The sequence below is a fragment of the Roseobacter sp. genome (assembly GCF_039970775.1).
Lineage (GTDB): Bacteria > Pseudomonadota > Alphaproteobacteria > Rhodobacterales > Rhodobacteraceae > Roseobacter.
Genome location: NZ_JBDVLG010000051.1, coordinates 1 through 13,951, shown reverse-complemented (window position 1 = coordinate 13,951; position 13,951 = coordinate 1). Strand labels below are relative to the sequence as shown.

The 13,951-nt window shown below is 61.5% G+C and carries 14 protein-coding genes and 1 pseudogene; 12 read left to right on the top strand and 3 right to left on the bottom strand.

The window, feature by feature from the left end:
- Positions 1 to 8: 8 nt before the first annotated feature.
- The gene (locus tag ABJH13_RS12950; RefSeq protein ID WP_348406631.1) at positions 9 to 2,363 is read right to left on the bottom strand and encodes a mechanosensitive ion channel family protein; all 2,355 of its coding nucleotides are present in this window, start codon (positions 2,361 to 2,363) and stop codon (positions 9 to 11) included.
- 290 nt (positions 2,364 to 2,653) lie between these two features.
- Between ABJH13_RS12950 and ABJH13_RS12945 the strand changes: the two genes are divergently transcribed.
- From ABJH13_RS12945 to ABJH13_RS12910, 8 genes are all read left to right on the top strand, one after another.
- Positions 2,654 to 3,868: a glycosyltransferase gene (locus ABJH13_RS12945; RefSeq protein WP_348406809.1), complete on the top strand. Its 1,215-nt coding sequence runs from the start codon at positions 2,654 to 2,656 to the stop codon at positions 3,866 to 3,868.
- The gene (locus tag ABJH13_RS12940; RefSeq protein ID WP_348406630.1) at positions 3,865 to 5,112 is read left to right on the top strand and encodes a glycosyltransferase family 4 protein; all 1,248 of its coding nucleotides are present in this window, start codon (positions 3,865 to 3,867) and stop codon (positions 5,110 to 5,112) included. Before ABJH13_RS12945 ends, ABJH13_RS12940 begins: the two co-directional genes overlap by 4 nt.
- Positions 5,109 to 6,182 carry a glycosyltransferase family 4 protein gene (locus ABJH13_RS12935; RefSeq protein ID WP_348406629.1) on the top strand — a complete coding sequence of 358 codons (1,074 nt, stop codon included), beginning with the start codon at positions 5,109 to 5,111 and terminating at the stop codon, positions 6,180 to 6,182. The genes ABJH13_RS12940 and ABJH13_RS12935 overlap by 4 nt, the downstream gene beginning before the upstream one ends.
- Complete coding sequence (locus ABJH13_RS12930; RefSeq protein ID WP_348406628.1) at positions 6,179 to 6,763, top strand: histidine phosphatase family protein; 585 nt, start codon at positions 6,179 to 6,181, stop codon at positions 6,761 to 6,763. Before ABJH13_RS12935 ends, ABJH13_RS12930 begins: the two co-directional genes overlap by 4 nt.
- Positions 6,760 to 7,902 carry a glycosyltransferase gene (locus ABJH13_RS12925; RefSeq protein ID WP_348406627.1) on the top strand — a complete coding sequence of 381 codons (1,143 nt, stop codon included), beginning with the start codon at positions 6,760 to 6,762 and terminating at the stop codon, positions 7,900 to 7,902. Before ABJH13_RS12930 ends, ABJH13_RS12925 begins: the two co-directional genes overlap by 4 nt.
- A complete protein-coding gene (locus ABJH13_RS12920; RefSeq protein WP_348406626.1) occupies positions 7,892 to 8,653 on the top strand; it encodes a polysaccharide deacetylase family protein in 762 nt (253 codons plus the stop codon). Before ABJH13_RS12925 ends, ABJH13_RS12920 begins: the two co-directional genes overlap by 11 nt.
- On the top strand, positions 8,650 to 9,129 hold the full coding sequence (locus ABJH13_RS12915) for a class I SAM-dependent methyltransferase (RefSeq protein WP_348406625.1): 480 nt from the start codon (positions 8,650 to 8,652) through the stop codon (positions 9,127 to 9,129). Before ABJH13_RS12920 ends, ABJH13_RS12915 begins: the two co-directional genes overlap by 4 nt.
- A gap of 95 nt (positions 9,130 to 9,224) precedes the next feature.
- The gene (locus ABJH13_RS12910; RefSeq protein ID WP_348406624.1) at positions 9,225 to 9,341 is read left to right on the top strand and encodes an EcnA/B family entericidin; all 117 of its coding nucleotides are present in this window, start codon (positions 9,225 to 9,227) and stop codon (positions 9,339 to 9,341) included.
- A 71-nt stretch (positions 9,342 to 9,412) separates the two neighbouring features.
- Here the strand turns inward: ABJH13_RS12910 and ABJH13_RS12905 are convergent.
- Positions 9,413 to 9,605: pseudogene (locus ABJH13_RS12905) on the bottom strand (SDR family oxidoreductase); the annotation flags it as partial.
- Between the two features lie 134 nt (positions 9,606 to 9,739).
- Positions 9,740 to 10,144: an Rrf2 family transcriptional regulator gene (locus ABJH13_RS12900; protein WP_348406623.1), complete on the bottom strand. Its 405-nt coding sequence runs from the start codon at positions 10,142 to 10,144 to the stop codon at positions 9,740 to 9,742.
- A 281-nt stretch (positions 10,145 to 10,425) separates the two neighbouring features.
- On the opposite strand from ABJH13_RS12900, the gene ABJH13_RS12895 reads away from it, so the two are divergent.
- The 4 genes from ABJH13_RS12895 to ABJH13_RS12880 form a co-directional block, all read left to right on the top strand.
- A complete protein-coding gene (locus tag ABJH13_RS12895) occupies positions 10,426 to 11,949 on the top strand; it encodes an ABC transporter substrate-binding protein (RefSeq protein WP_348406622.1) in 1,524 nt (507 codons plus the stop codon).
- Positions 11,946 to 12,629 carry an ATP-binding cassette domain-containing protein gene (locus ABJH13_RS12890; RefSeq protein WP_348406621.1) on the top strand — a complete coding sequence of 228 codons (684 nt, stop codon included), beginning with the start codon at positions 11,946 to 11,948 and terminating at the stop codon, positions 12,627 to 12,629. The genes ABJH13_RS12895 and ABJH13_RS12890 overlap by 4 nt, the downstream gene beginning before the upstream one ends.
- Entirely contained in the window at positions 12,623 to 13,348 is a 726-nt protein-coding gene (locus ABJH13_RS12885) for an ATP-binding cassette domain-containing protein (RefSeq protein WP_348406620.1), read from the top strand. The genes ABJH13_RS12890 and ABJH13_RS12885 overlap by 7 nt, the downstream gene beginning before the upstream one ends.
- Positions 13,345 to 13,951 (top strand): ABC transporter permease (locus ABJH13_RS12880; protein WP_348406619.1); only part of this gene is annotated, 607 nt, incomplete at its 3' end. The genes ABJH13_RS12885 and ABJH13_RS12880, both read left to right, overlap by 4 nt.

Below are 13,951 nucleotides of genomic sequence, written 5' to 3'. Positions count from 1 at the left end.
CCCCCCGTTTAGCGGTCATCGCCGCCCTCATCCCCGTCTAACAGCTCTTCTTCAATATGCGCTTGCGCAGCGGCAGTGACCGTCTTTTTCTCGTCTTCAGACAGGTCATCCACCTTGCCGTCGGCCAACCGCACGGTGACTTCTTTATGGGCAAATTTGATCCCCTCGCGGGCAAAGAGCTCGCGGATATCTTCGTAGACCCGCTTGCGGACCAGCCATTGATCGCCCGGTCTCGTCATGAATTTCACCCGGATGATCATCGCAGAATCTTGCATTTCGATCACGCCCTGAGATTTCAACGGCTGGATGAAATTCTCGCCGATCACCGGGTCATCCAACAACGCGACGCCCAGCTTTTTGATCAGTTTGCGCACGTGTTCGACATCGGTGTCGTAGGTCACGCGCAGCGGCAGTTTCATGATCACCCAGTCGCGCGAATAATTCGTCATCACCTGAATTTCGCCAAAGGGGATCGTGTGCAACGCGCCCAGATGGTGACGCAACTGAAACGACCGCACCGAGATTTTCTCGACCGTGCCTTTTACCCCACCAATATCCAAGTATTCGCCTTTGCGAAACGCATCGTCAAACAGGAAGAACCCGCCCGAGAAAATGTCGCGCACCAAGGCTTGGCTGCCGAAACCGACCGCGACGCCAACCACACCAGCACCGGCAAACAACGGGCCAACATTCACGCCAATTTCGAGCAGAATAATCAGTCCGATGGTCACCAACACCACGATCAGGATAAAATTACGGAACAGCGGCAGCAGTGTCGCCAAACGACTGGCACTGGTACCGCCCCCCTCGTCGCCCAACTCGCCCTCGGCCATGTCGCCTTGTTCTTCGCGGATCTTTTGATCGATCCAAATGCGGAAACTGTGGTAGACGATATAGCCGATAAACACGATCACCATAATGTCCAAAAGCTGCGCCGCCGCACCTTCGACCACCTGAGCGGAATTGTTATCCCAGATATAGAAAAACGCGTAGGTACCGGCCACAAAGGCCAAAATACCAGCAACACGCCGCGCTAATCCCTCAAAGCTATTGAGCGGTTGGCGCACTTGCAGCTGGCGCATCTCTTCTTCTAGCGCGGCCTCTTGGGTGGCGGTCAGATCGCTTTCCTCGCGCGCGGAATTCAGATCGCGCAGGGCCCGCGCCCGCTCAAAGCAGCGCTCAATCACAAAATTGATCACCCCATAGACCACAATGATCGACATCAGAATCATATAGGCCCCCGCGATCAGTGGGATCGAAGACGGATTGCCCAAAACCAGATCATACGTCAGTTCCAGCCACGCAAAGATCACATATAAAATCGCCAGTGGGGCCCAGATTGACGTCAAAAGCTTGATCGCGCGGCTGGCTTGATCTGCCGGTGTTCCATTGCGGATCGCGTTGGAAATCGCCGCCCGGTTCACCAGAACCATCAAGACGTTCAGAAAGACCACAAACCCCGACATCATCGAAGACAAGAACGCATAGACGTCGTAATTCAGGCCCAGTTCGCCGACCCACAAACCAAACAGGATTGCGCAGACATCCACCGTTCCGACGGTCACCAACCACACATGTAGCCGTTTGGCATCTCGGGTTTCCATCCGTGGGATCCGGTATTGCGCCATGTAGGGCGACAAAATCATGCGCCACAGGGCGGCCAAAACGCGGCATATGAAATAGCCTGCGTTCACGATGCTGGCTGTGAATTGTACCGCCGCGTTTTCGATGGGGCCAAAGACCAGCGCGCCCAGCACGTAGGCCACCGTCATAGAGATCAGCACCCCCACGACGCCTAGGAAAAACCGAAACACCAGCCAGGGCATTTTTTCGGCGTAGCCCTTTGGATTATCTTGTGTTTTTGCCACCACCCAGCGACGGGCAAGGCGTTCACCATAGTAGAACCGTTCCACCACCCAGCCAACGCCAAACAATAACAACGAATAGACCAAGACCTGCCCATAGGCCCAAATACCGCCGGTTGGGCTGGTGGCGCGCAGGATATACAGCACTTCGTTAAAGGCGCTTGGCAGGTCCAGCACACGTTCGATCAGGGCCGACCGAAAGCGCACCGCAACGTCCTGGGCTCTCATGAATGTCGAGGTATCAGATGTCTTTGTCGCGCTGTCTTCGGTGGGGGCAGCACTGGTCATTATGTGGCCATCGCGGTCGATCACTACCACGCCAACGCCGTTTTCGGCGGCTTGTTGCATAATGTCGGATATTTGCTCATCGTCATCGACGGTGTCTGTCGACGCGCCACTGAAAAGGGACCCGACCCCTTGGGCCTGTACCGGCGGCGCAAACACCCCCAACGCCAGAACTAAACAAAGCAGATAAGACATAAGGGAGATAAGGCGCATGAAAAAGTCCGAAACAGAGTGAGAGTTGCACCGGGACGGTAGGCGAGCGCGCCGGGCATTGCAATTCAACATCACCACATTGCGCTTTTGTCAGTCGTGTTTTGCACCCCGCGTATTTTTGTGCCAAAAGCGACGAAACGACAGGGGCCCGTGGCCTCGCAGCTAAGACGCAAGGACTGGCCAATGCGGCTGATATACTCTCGAACCGCCGCGGCCGGTGACAACAAGACCTGTTTGCGGCACACCCCATGCCCTGCCGGGGGCCCTGTGTCGTGAATATGCAAGAAAATATGAAACCCACAGGCGGGTCGTCGTCAGACAAGGACGCAGGCCGGTCGCATCCACATCACCGGGTGATGCTGTATAGCCACGATACGTTCGGCCTGGGCCATTTGCGCCGGTCACGGGCGCTGGCTTCGGCGCTGACGGCCCATAACCCCAACGCCTCGGCGATCATCCTGACGGGGTCCCCCGTGGCGGGGCGGTTTACTTTCCCCGAACGGGTCGACCATGTCCGCCTACCCGGTGTCACCAAATTGCCCGACGGCACCTATGTCAGTCAGAACCTTGGCCTTGATATCGACGCCACGACCAGCCTGCGATCTGGCCTGATCCAGAGCGCGATCGAACAGTACGACCCTGACTTGCTGATCGTTGACAAAGAGCCAACCGGGTTTCGCGGCGAACTTTTGCCCACGCTTGAATGGCTGTCCGTACGCGGCACCACGCGCTGTGTGTTGGGGCTGCGCGATGTGCTCGACGAGGCGACGGTTCTGGCCACGGAATGGGCGCGCAAAGGGGCAACAGACGCCACCGAAAAATACTACGATCAAATTTGGGTCTACGGCCCACGGTCTGTGTACGACCCGACGCAGGGGTTGCCTTTGTCCGCCGCCACACGGGCCCGCATCCATTGGACGGGCTATTTGCGCCGCGAGGTCACCGATGTGGCCGACACACCCGACACGCCTTATGTTTTGATCACCCCCGGTGGCGGCGGTGACGGGGCCGCGATGGTCGATCTGGTGTTGCAGGCCTACGAACAGGACCCCACGTTGGCGCCCAATGCGGTGTTGGTGTACGGGCCGTTTTTGTCAGGCGACGTGCGCGACGCCTTTGAGACCCGCGTGGCGCAATTGAACGGCCGTGTCAGCGCGGTTGGGTTTGAATCGCGCATCGAAGCGCTTTTTGCAGGGGCCGAAGGGGTCGTGTGCATGGGCGGCTACAACACCTTCTGCGAGGTCTTATCCTTTGACAAACGCGCCGTGATTGTGCCGCGCACCGTGCCCCGCCTAGAACAATGGATCCGCGCCGCCCGCGCAGAAGAGCTGGGCCTTGTGCGCATGCTCGACGAAAAACGCGACGGACTGACCCCGCAAACCATGGTCGATTTCATCCGCGCCCTGCCCACCCAGCGCAAACCATCTGACGCCGGTGCCAACGGCCTGCTTGACGGGCTCGACGTGGTCGTGGCGCGCGCCTCTGCATTGTTGGCCGACACATGACCCCAAACACCGAAAAACTGGCCGTTGTGCTCAAGGGATGGCCGCGCTTGTCCGAGACCTTCATCGCGCAGGAACTCGTAGCCCTCGAAGAGGGCGGCCTGCCGTTGGAGCTGTGGTCATTGCGCCACCCGACGGACCACAAAACCCACCCGCTGCATGACCGCCTGCAAGCGCGCGTGCGCTATTTGCCCGAATATCTCAAGGACGAACCCCTGCGCGTGCTGCGCGGGGTTCTCCATGCGCTGCGCCAGCCGGGGTTTGGGGCGGCGTGGGGCGCGTTGCGGCGCGATTACGCTCGCGACCGCACGCCCAACCGGTTGCGGCGCTTTGGGCAGGCCTGCGTTCTGGCCCGCGAATTGCCCGCCGACACCCCCGGCCTTTACGCCCATTTCATGCACACGCCATCGTCTGTGGCCCGGTATACGGCGATCTTGCGCGGGCTGCCTTGGTCGTTTTCGGCCCACGCCAAAGACATCTGGACCTCGCCAGAATGGGACCTGCGCGAAAAGCTGCACCCAGACAGTCATGGCGCCGCCTTTGGGGCCACGTGCACCGGGTTTGGCGCCACGTATTTACAGGGGCTGGCCGATACCCCGGCGCGGGTGGATCTGGTGTATCACGGGTTAGATCTGACGCGCTTTCCCGCACCGCCAGACCGCCCCCTGCGTGCGCCGGATGCGCCCTTTGCCATGATGTCAGTGGGGCGATTGGTCGAGAAAAAGGGGTTTGACCGGCTGATCGACGCCTTTGCGCTGCTGCCCGACACCCTTGATTGGCACTGGACCCATATCGGGGGCGGCGCATTGAATGACGCGTTGCAGGCGCAGGCCACCGCGCGCGGGGTCAATCATCGCATCACTTGGCGTGGTGCCTGCGACCAGCCCGAAGTGATCGCCGCAATGCGCGCCTGTGATCTTTTTGTGCTGCCCAGCCGCGTGGCCGATGATGGCGACCGCGACGGACTGCCCAATGTCTTGATGGAAGCCGCCAGCCAAAAGCTGCCCATTTTGTCCACGCCTGTCTCGGCTATCCCCGAATTCATTGACACCGGCGTTCACGGCCTTCTGACCGATGACGCGCCCGCTACCCTCGCCCACGCGATGGGCACCATTGCCGCAGACCCCGAACAGGCGCGACGCATGGCAGATGCCGCCCACACCCGCCTGACGGATGCGTTTCAAATGAATCCGGGCATCGCGCATCTCGACCAAAGGCTGCGCGCGATGATACGGGCCGCCAAATGACACGCGTGGCCTTCTACGCCCCGATGAAGTCGCCCGACCACCCCGTCCCGTCAGGTGACCGCACGATGGCGCGCGCGTTGCTCAAGGCATTGGACTATGGCGGTATTGGCTGGGATCTTGTCTCGACCCTGCAAATCCGCGACAAGGCGGGCGATGCGGCCGCCCAACAGCGCCTGTTCGACGCCGCCCAAGCAGAAGCCCAGCGCGTGATACAAAGCGCGCAACACACGCAATGGGACGTTTGGGTCACCTACCACAGCTACTACAAAGCGCCCGATCTGGTTGGCCCCGCCGTCAGTGCCGCGCTGAACATCCCCTATATTCAGATCGAAGCCAGCCGCGCACGCAAGCGCCTGACCGGCTCTTGGCGCCGCTTTGCCATCGCTGCCGAGGCCGCGACCGATGCAGCCCACACCGTGCTATATGTGACCGAACAAGACGCCGAAGCCCTGCGCGCCTACGGCCCTCCGCACCAACGTCTGTTGCAGTTGCGGCCGTTTTTGGCACGCACGGATCTGCCCGAACTGGGCACACGCGCGGGCCCGATGCTCAGCGTTGGCATGCTGCGATACGGCGACAAACTGGCCTCCTACGAGCTTATCTCTGACACGCTGCGTTTGTTGCAAACACCCGACTGGCAGGTCGTGATCGCCGGGGATGGCCCGGCCCTCAATGCGGTGGCGTCGATGATGCAAGATTTCGGACCGCGGGTGCGGTTGCGTGGTTCCCTTGACGCGGCACAGATGCAAGCCAGCTATGCCGACGCCAGTCTGTTGTTTTGGCCCGGCGTTAACGAGGCCTTTGGGATGACCTATCTCGAAGCGCAGGCAACGGGCGTGCCCGTCGTGGCCCAAGACCGCCCCGGCGTGCGCGATGTTCTGGCCCCCGGCACCTACCCGCCCGTCGATGCAGGCCCCGCCGCCATGGCCGCATGTATCGACAAATGGCTGGCCGACCCCCACGCCCGACAGGCCGCAGGCGACCGCGCGCGCGCGCATGTGGCACAGCGCCACCTGCTGCCCGACGCCAGCAAAACGCTGTGCGATGCCATTGCTCAGGCAACGGCGTGATGCGGTTGGGAGTGTTGCGGCACGGGCACACCCCGTGGAACCGCGCAGGCCGTATTCAGGGGCGCACCGATGTTGCGCTGGATGCCGCCGCCGAAACCGCATTGGCGCAGCTGCGGCTGCCTGCTCCATGGGACACGGCCGCACTTTGGGCCAGCCCCCTGTCCCGCGCCCGGCGTACCGCCGAACTGGTCGCGGCACGCACCCCCAACACCACCCCCGCATTGACCGAAATGGATTGGGGCACGTGGGAAGGCCAGCACGGCAAAACCCTGCGCGCAGACACCGACAGCGGCTTTCGCGACATCGAAACATGGGGGTGGGACTACCGCCCCCCCGGCGGCGAAAGCCCCGCCGAAGTGCGCGCCCGCCTGATGCCTTGGGTCGCGGCCCTACACACAGACACCGTCGCGGTGTGCCACATCGGGATCATGCGCGTTTTGTTGGCGCAGGCCACCGGTTGGGCGTTTGAGGGCCCCGCCCCGTTTCAGATCAAACGCAACCGGCTGTATGTGATCACCCTGTCCGGCGATGACTGGCACCTAGAACCCTCGCCTGTCCGCCTAGAGGCACGCGCGCCATGAAGGTCGCCTTTCTCGTGACGCATCTGTTGGGCACCGGGCATTTGGCGCGGGCACTGACCTTGGCGCGGGCCTGCCGGGATGCCGGGCATGATGCGACCGTGCTGTCGGGGGGGGTGCCTGCCCCCCATCTGGATGCGACAGGCCTAACCTTGGTGCAACTGCCGCCGCTGCGATCAGACGGCACCAATTTCACCCAGTTGCGTGATGCTGCGGGCGATACCGCAAGCGCGGATCACCTGCGCGCCCGGCAGACCATGATCCGGCGTGCCCTGTCCGACATCGCGCCTGATGTTTTGGTGACCGAATTATTCCCCTTTGGGCGTCGGGTGCTGGCTGCCGAATTCCTGACTGCTGTCGAAACAGCCCACGCGTTGCCCCGGCCCGCGGTCATCTGCGCATCCATCCGTGATATCCTGGCGCCACCGTCCAAACCTGCCAAAGCCGATAAAACGCACGCGATCCTCGACCAGTTCTATGATGCCGTGCTGGTACATTCCGACCCAGACGTGACCCCTCTTGATGTCAGTTGGCCGGTCACCCCCACGCTGGCGGCCCGATTGCACTACACCGGTTTTGTGGCGCCGCCCGCCGCATTGCCCCACCCACAGGCGCTTGGCGCCGGCGAGATCTTGGTCAGCGCAGGCGGCGGTGATGTGGGGACAGACCTGTTTTACGCAGCCCTGCACGCCGCCACCGCCAACCCGGCCCAACAGTGGCGGCTGTTGGTTGGGGGCGCCGATGCGCCCGCCCGTGTCGCGGATTTGCGCGCCCATGCACCAGCCAACGCCCATGTCGAACCCGCGCGGCCCGATTTTCGCCAGATGTTGCACCACGTGACCGCGTCGGTGTCGATGGCCGGGTACAACACCGCATTAGATCTGTTGCAGACGGGTGCACCTGCTGTGTTGGTCCCGTTCGATGCGGGCGGCGAGACCGAACAAACCCTGCGCGCCCAAGCGCTTGCCCACTGGCCAGGTGTCGCGGTGTTGCCGACCGCCAAATTGAGCGCAGACACCCTGCGCGATGGTCTTGCGCGCGCCTTACAAAGCCCACGACGCCCCCCCCTCACACAGGGGTTGGATGGCGCCGCAGAAACCGTACGTATCCTAGACCGATTGCGAGCGAACAATGACAGCTGACTGGTCCCCCCTGCGCCGCGAATTGGCCCTGTGGCGCGCAGATCGCGCGACGCTGCCGCTGTGGTGGCGCGATGACGATGCCATTGCCGCAACACCCGCCTTGGCGCAGTTGCATGATCTGGTACATGACATTGGGCTGCCGGTGCATATTGCTGTGATCCCGGCCTTGGCCGACCAAACGCTGGCGGATGCGGTCGCAGACACCCCGTTGTTCCTGCCCACGGTGCACGGTTGGGCCCATGAAAACCGCGCGCCCAACGGCCAAAAAAAGGCCGAATTCGGCGCCCTGCATCCCGACACGCCTGCGCAATTGCACGGCGGGATGGCCAAATTACGCGGGCTGTTTGGTGACGCGCTGTTGCCTGTGTTTGTGGCGCCGTGGAACCGGCTGCACCCGAATATTTTGCCCCATTTGGTCAGCGCAGGCCACCGCATCGTGTCAACGTTTCAGCCCCGCCCCTGCCGCCATCCAGTGGCCGGGTTAATGGCCGTGAACACCCACATCGACCCCATCGATTGGCGCGGCACACGCGGCCTGAAGCCACCCGCAGAGATCATCGCCGAAACCGTGCACCAGCTGGCCGCGCGCAGATGCGGCGACACCGATGCCACCGAACCCTTTGGATATCTGACGCATCATCTGGTGCACAACGTTGATATCTGGTCTTTTTCACGTAGGTTCTTGATAGAACTTCTGGAGGGCGGCGCGACCAGCACCCCCCTGACCCACACCCTCAAGGAGACGTCATGAGCCGATTGGAATCCATGCGCCGCAGGCTGACCGCACAAATCGACGGGATCAACTGGGCCGCCGAAACGATCGCGCCACTGAACGGCGATGTGCTGGAATTGGGCTTGGGTAACGGGCGCACCTATGACCACCTGCGTGACCGCCTGCCCAACCGGCGCATTTGGGTGATCGACCGCATTTTGCAACCCCACCCGTCGTGCATCCCGCCCGCGGAGTGTTTCTTGCAAGGTGAGGCCGACGCCATGTTGGCCCGTTTGGCCGACCAAGGCGCACGTATCGTGTTGGCCCACTATGATTTCGGGTTTGGCGTCAAAGACAAAGACGTGGCCGAGGGCGCGCGATTATCACCTTTGATTGCACCCTTGATGGTGCCAGGCGGGCTGGTCGTAAGCCAACAGCCGCTGATCGGATTTGAACAGATCGCAGGCCCTGACACCATCGCCCCGGACCGCTATCTGTTCTACCGCGCCCCTTGATATCTGCAATGCCGCCCGCCACCGCGTTTTTTAGGTGAACTCATACGGGAAATCGGTATAAGTTGGGACAGGAATTCAAACAAAGGACCTCTCCCATGATCAAACTTGCCGTTGCCCTTGCCGTCATTTTCACTCTGACGGCCTGCGAAACCACCAAAGGCATCGGCCGCGACGTCACCAACGCCGGTGAGGCGCTCGACGACGCGATCTAGCCAAACACAGGCGGGACCGACCCGCCAAACGCGACAACAGGCGCGCCTGTTGTCGCCAGCCCCACACCGGGCTAAGACCGCAGCGCAGGCAAACCCACGCCCGTTGCCTCAAACCCACCATCTGCTGCAATCACTTGGCCCGTGACGTAACTGGCCTTGGCCGAACATAAAACCGGCGATCTCGGTCTCTATGCCGTACCGGTTCAGCGGGATCGCATCATGGTAGGCATCGATGATCTCTTGCGAATGTATCGCCATCGCCACGCGCCAACCGCCCTGTAACAATTTAGACGTGGTCAAGCCGATACCGCGGGCAGCGCCGGCGACTATTGCGATTTTGCTATGCATGACACAAAGGCGAGTACGCGCCCGACGCATTCAACAGCGTGCACCGGGTGTTAGGTGCCCCGCACGTCCACTATAGATGTCTCGGCCAAACGGCCAATCAGGCTCTGTTCGACCTCGTCCAAAACAACGGCAACGCGGCGGTGCAGCGCATGTTCAACCGAACAGTCAGGCACCATTTCAGGGTCGTGCGATGCGACCAGACTTTCGTCCAGCGCGAGGTAAACGTCTGCCAATGTGATCGTTTCGGGCGCGCGCGCCAGACGCCAGCCCCCCGCGTGCCCCTTTTCCGAGGTCAACAACCCCGCCGCGCGCAGGTGCCCCAAAACCCGGCGCACCACCACCGGGTTGGTGCCCGCGTGCTCGGCGATATCGGCGGATGTGCGCACCCGTGCCGGTTCATTCGCCATGTGGCTTAACGTATGCAATGCCAGAAAAAGACGGCTGTTCCGTTTCATGCCAAAGCTCCTCACAATTGTAACATCAAGCAACAGAAGTTATTGCGCGCCTCCAGTAACTGCGATAGTTGCGTAAGAAGTCAAGCACGGTCCCATCGGTGTCCCAAATGCGATCTTGCACATTTCGCCAAATCAGGCCACCCCGCACGACTTGCCACGTGGACCCAGCCAGCAAAAACGCCGCCACCCTGTGCTGTGCCATCACCCACATATATCCGCGCATCTTTCAACGCCGCCGCTCCAACACCGCATAAAAACCACTCCCTAAAGGAACCAAACTTATGTCCTTATTCACCCGGTTGGCCTTTGCCACCCTTGCCGCTTTTACCCCGGTGCTGCCTGCCGCCGCACAAGACGGCAGCCTGTCGATATCGGTGACCTTTGGGCCCAACGCCGAAGTCCCGGACCCGCGCGCAGGCTACAACGGTTGGATGTCGAACCAAACCGGCGTGACCGAAACCCTGATGGGCATCAATTACGACATGAACCTATACCCACGCCTTGCCAAAAGCGTGGATCAAACGGGGCCCACAACATGGCGCGTCACCCTGCGTGATGACTTGCATTTTCACGACGGGACTGCCGTCACGTCTGATGCGGCAATCGCTGCCATCGCGGCAATTTCTGATGCAGACCACCCGGCGCATAATGCGCGCATCGCCAAACTGCTGGATCTGGCGGGCATGTCCACTGACGGCGACGCAGTGATTGTGTTTGAAACCAACGCCCCAAACGCTGCCTTCCCTTGGACATTGTCCGAACCCGGCATCGCCATTTTGGGCCCTGTCTCAGACGCCTATCCGATCAACGCGACAGGCCCCTATGTGTTCCGCGAGGCGATCCCTGATCAATTGTATCGCGCCGAAGCCAACCCAGAATACCGCCTAGGCACGCCGGGTCTCGAAGAGGTGCGTGTCGTCGTCTCTGGGGATCCTGCGACAGCGGCGCTGGCGTTTGAAGCGGGCGAGATCGACATGGTGGTCAACTACCCCGAAGCCGATTTTGACCGCATTAAAGAAACCGGTGCGCTTGGGTTTACGGCCCCCACCGCGCGGCTTTATTTTTACACGGTGAATGCAACAACCGGGCCAATGGTTAACCCATTGATCCGCAAGGCGGTGTCTCTTGCGATCGACCGGCAAGGCATTGTTGACACGGTACTTTCTGGTGTTGGCGGGGTCCCGGCGGGCACCGTTTATCCCCGTGGCAAAAGCTGGGCTGCGGATATCGACCCCGCCTACGACCCGGCACAGGCCGAAGCGTTGCTGACCCAAGCAGGCGCCACCAAGGAAGGTGGGCGTTGGATGCTCGACGGAGCCCCGCTCGAGGTCAACATCCTGACCTATGCCTCGCGCGCGGCCCTTCCGCCCACCGCAGAACTGACCCAAGCGTTCTTGCAACAAATCGGCATCTCATCGTCGATCAGGGTCGGTGAATACGGCGCCAGCAATGATGCGCTTGCCGCAGGCGAGGGCGATTTATTCCTACAGGCGTGGGTCATGCTGCCCCAAGGCGATCCCGGATCGGTCTTGGAATTCTTGGTCAAAACAGACGGCGGATCAAACGCGGGGAAATATTCCAACCCGGATCTGGATGCGCTGTTAGACGCCGGGCGCGTCACGTTTGATCAGGCCAAACGCGAGAAAATCTACGATCAGGTGCAAGACATCATCGCCTCTGATACCGCACTCATCCCGGTGTTCCACGTCAGTCAGGCCAATGTCGCAAAAGCAGGCCTGACCGGCTACAAGGTGCACCCAACAGAAACCTATTGGATCACCCACGAGACGGCCTTTACCAAATGACACTCACCGTTTCCGGCCTAAGCGCGCAGCGTTCGGGCCGGACCATCCTGCACCCGACCTCGATAGATATCCCCCCCGGTGCGCGCATCGGGCTTGTTGGTGCGTCGGGGTCGGGCAAATCCACATTGGGCCACGCGCTGATTGATGCCCTGCCCGCACAGGGCGCGCGCGCCGCACATGTCCCCCAAAGCCCCGATGAGGCGCTGGACCCGCTGCGCAGCATGGGGTTCCATTGGCACGAAGCCGAACGCGCGCTTGGCCTGCCCCATGACGCCGCGCGCCAACAGATGTTGTTTCATGCGCTCAAGATCGAAAGCGGCGACCTGCGCAAACGCCCCTGGAGCTGGAGCCGCGGCATGCAGCAACGCTTTGTGATCGCAATGGCGCTGATCGGCACGCCGGATGTGTTGGTGATGGATGAACCCACATCTGCGCTTGATCCCGTGGTTGCCGCCCGCACCATGGATCTGCTGACCACGCATTTGGCCGACCGTGAGACCGCGTTGGTGTTGATCACCCATGATCTTGGGTTGGCCGCACAGCATGTTGCACGGCTTTTGGTGATGCACGCAGGTCAGATCGTCGAAGACCGCCCCACGCTGGACCTGTTGCACACACCCAAAACCCCCGCAGCACGGTTGCTTTGCACCCATCGCAATTGGCGGGTTTTGCCGTGCTGAAACTAGACAACATCAGCGTTCAACGCGGCAAAAACACGACTTTATCAGATATCTCGTTGGACCTACCACCCGCACATACATTGGCCGTGGTAGGCGAAAGCGGTGCCGGCAAATCCACCCTGGTCGCGGCGATATTGGGGTTGGTGAAATTAGCGCGCGGCCATATCACGTGGGCTGGTGCCCCCGTCAAAACCTGCCACCCCGCGCTGGTCATGCAAGAACCGCGCGCCGCCTTCAACCCCGCGCTGTCACTGCGCCGGTCTGTGCTGGAACCCCTGACCGCCCATGCAACGCCTTTGTGCCCAACGCGTCTGACGCGTCTGTGCAACGGGTTGGAATTGCCCATTGATCTATTGGACAGGCTGCCCGCCGAGGTCTCTATCGGGCAGGCACAACGCGCCGGTATTTTGCGCGCCCTGATCGCCCGCCCCGCATTGATTTTATTCGACGAACCGCTATCGGCGCTGGATGCCGTAACCCAAAAACACACTGCCCGGCTGATCGCAGAACGACAGCGCGAAGAAGGCTTTGCAGCACTTATCGTGACCCATGATCTGGGTTACGCAACAGCCTTCAGCGATGACATCGCCGTCTTGCGACACGGCCGTATAGAAGAGATCACCCCCACAGAGGCCTTTGTGCAAAACCCCGCATCTGACTACGGCAAAACACTGCGCGCTGCGGCCTTTGCCTTGGGCGCATTGGAACGCGTCGCGTGATAGCTGGCTTGGTCTTGCGCGCGGTTGTGGTGCTCTCGGTGACGGCGCTGGCCACTTTTACCTTGCTGTGGCACGCCCCCGGAGACCCCGCGCTGGCGATTTCATTGGCGCGGTTTAACGCAGTTGTGTCCAGCGATGTCATTGATCAACTGCGGGTCGAAGCGGGGCTGGATGCAGGGTTCTGGCCCGCCTTTCGCGACTGGGTTGGGCCACTTTTGGTCGGGGATTTTGGCAATTCGGCTGTCACGGGGCGCCCGGTTTGGCCCGATCTTGCCACCGCGATATCCTACACCGCGCCGCTGGCGCTGGCGGGGCTGGCGTTTGGGCTTGTGGTTGCTATTCCCCTCGCGGTTTTGGCCACACGGCGGCCCGGCGGCTGGGGCGACAGGCTGGCCGTGGCCACGGCGTCATTGGGCGCGGCTATCCCTGCGTATTGGCTGGGGCTGCTGTTGATCTTGTTGTTTGCGGTCAAACTGGCATGGCTGCCCGCCATGGGCACGCGCACCCCCACCCACGTGATCCTGCCCGCGCTGACGCTGGGCCTCGGCGTGGCGGCCGCACTCACACGGATCATCCGCTCCGGCATTCTGGAGGCCCGCGCGC

Bases quoted from the DNA above. Each gene is read 5' to 3' on its own strand.
- ABJH13_RS12950 (WP_348406631.1), bottom strand. From the start codon at position 2,363: ATGCGCCTTATCTCCCTTATGTCTTATCTGCTTTGTTTAGTTCTGGCG.
- ABJH13_RS12945 (WP_348406809.1), top strand. From the start codon at position 2,654: ATGAAACCCACAGGCGGGTCGTCGTCAGACAAGGACGCAGGCCGGTCG.
- ABJH13_RS12940 (WP_348406630.1), top strand. From the start codon at position 3,865: ATGACCCCAAACACCGAAAAACTGGCCGTTGTGCTCAAGGGATGGCCG.
- ABJH13_RS12935 (WP_348406629.1), top strand. From the start codon at position 5,109: ATGACACGCGTGGCCTTCTACGCCCCGATGAAGTCGCCCGACCACCCC.
- ABJH13_RS12925 (WP_348406627.1), top strand. From the start codon at position 6,760: ATGAAGGTCGCCTTTCTCGTGACGCATCTGTTGGGCACCGGGCATTTG.
- ABJH13_RS12920 (WP_348406626.1), top strand. From the start codon at position 7,892: ATGACAGCTGACTGGTCCCCCCTGCGCCGCGAATTGGCCCTGTGGCGC.
- ABJH13_RS12915 (WP_348406625.1), top strand. From the start codon at position 8,650: ATGAGCCGATTGGAATCCATGCGCCGCAGGCTGACCGCACAAATCGAC.
- ABJH13_RS12910 (WP_348406624.1), top strand. From the start codon at position 9,225: ATGATCAAACTTGCCGTTGCCCTTGCCGTCATTTTCACTCTGACGGCC.
- ABJH13_RS12900 (WP_348406623.1), bottom strand. From the start codon at position 10,144: ATGAAACGGAACAGCCGTCTTTTTCTGGCATTGCATACGTTAAGCCAC.
- ABJH13_RS12895 (WP_348406622.1), top strand. From the start codon at position 10,426: ATGTCCTTATTCACCCGGTTGGCCTTTGCCACCCTTGCCGCTTTTACC.
- ABJH13_RS12890 (WP_348406621.1), top strand. From the start codon at position 11,946: ATGACACTCACCGTTTCCGGCCTAAGCGCGCAGCGTTCGGGCCGGACC.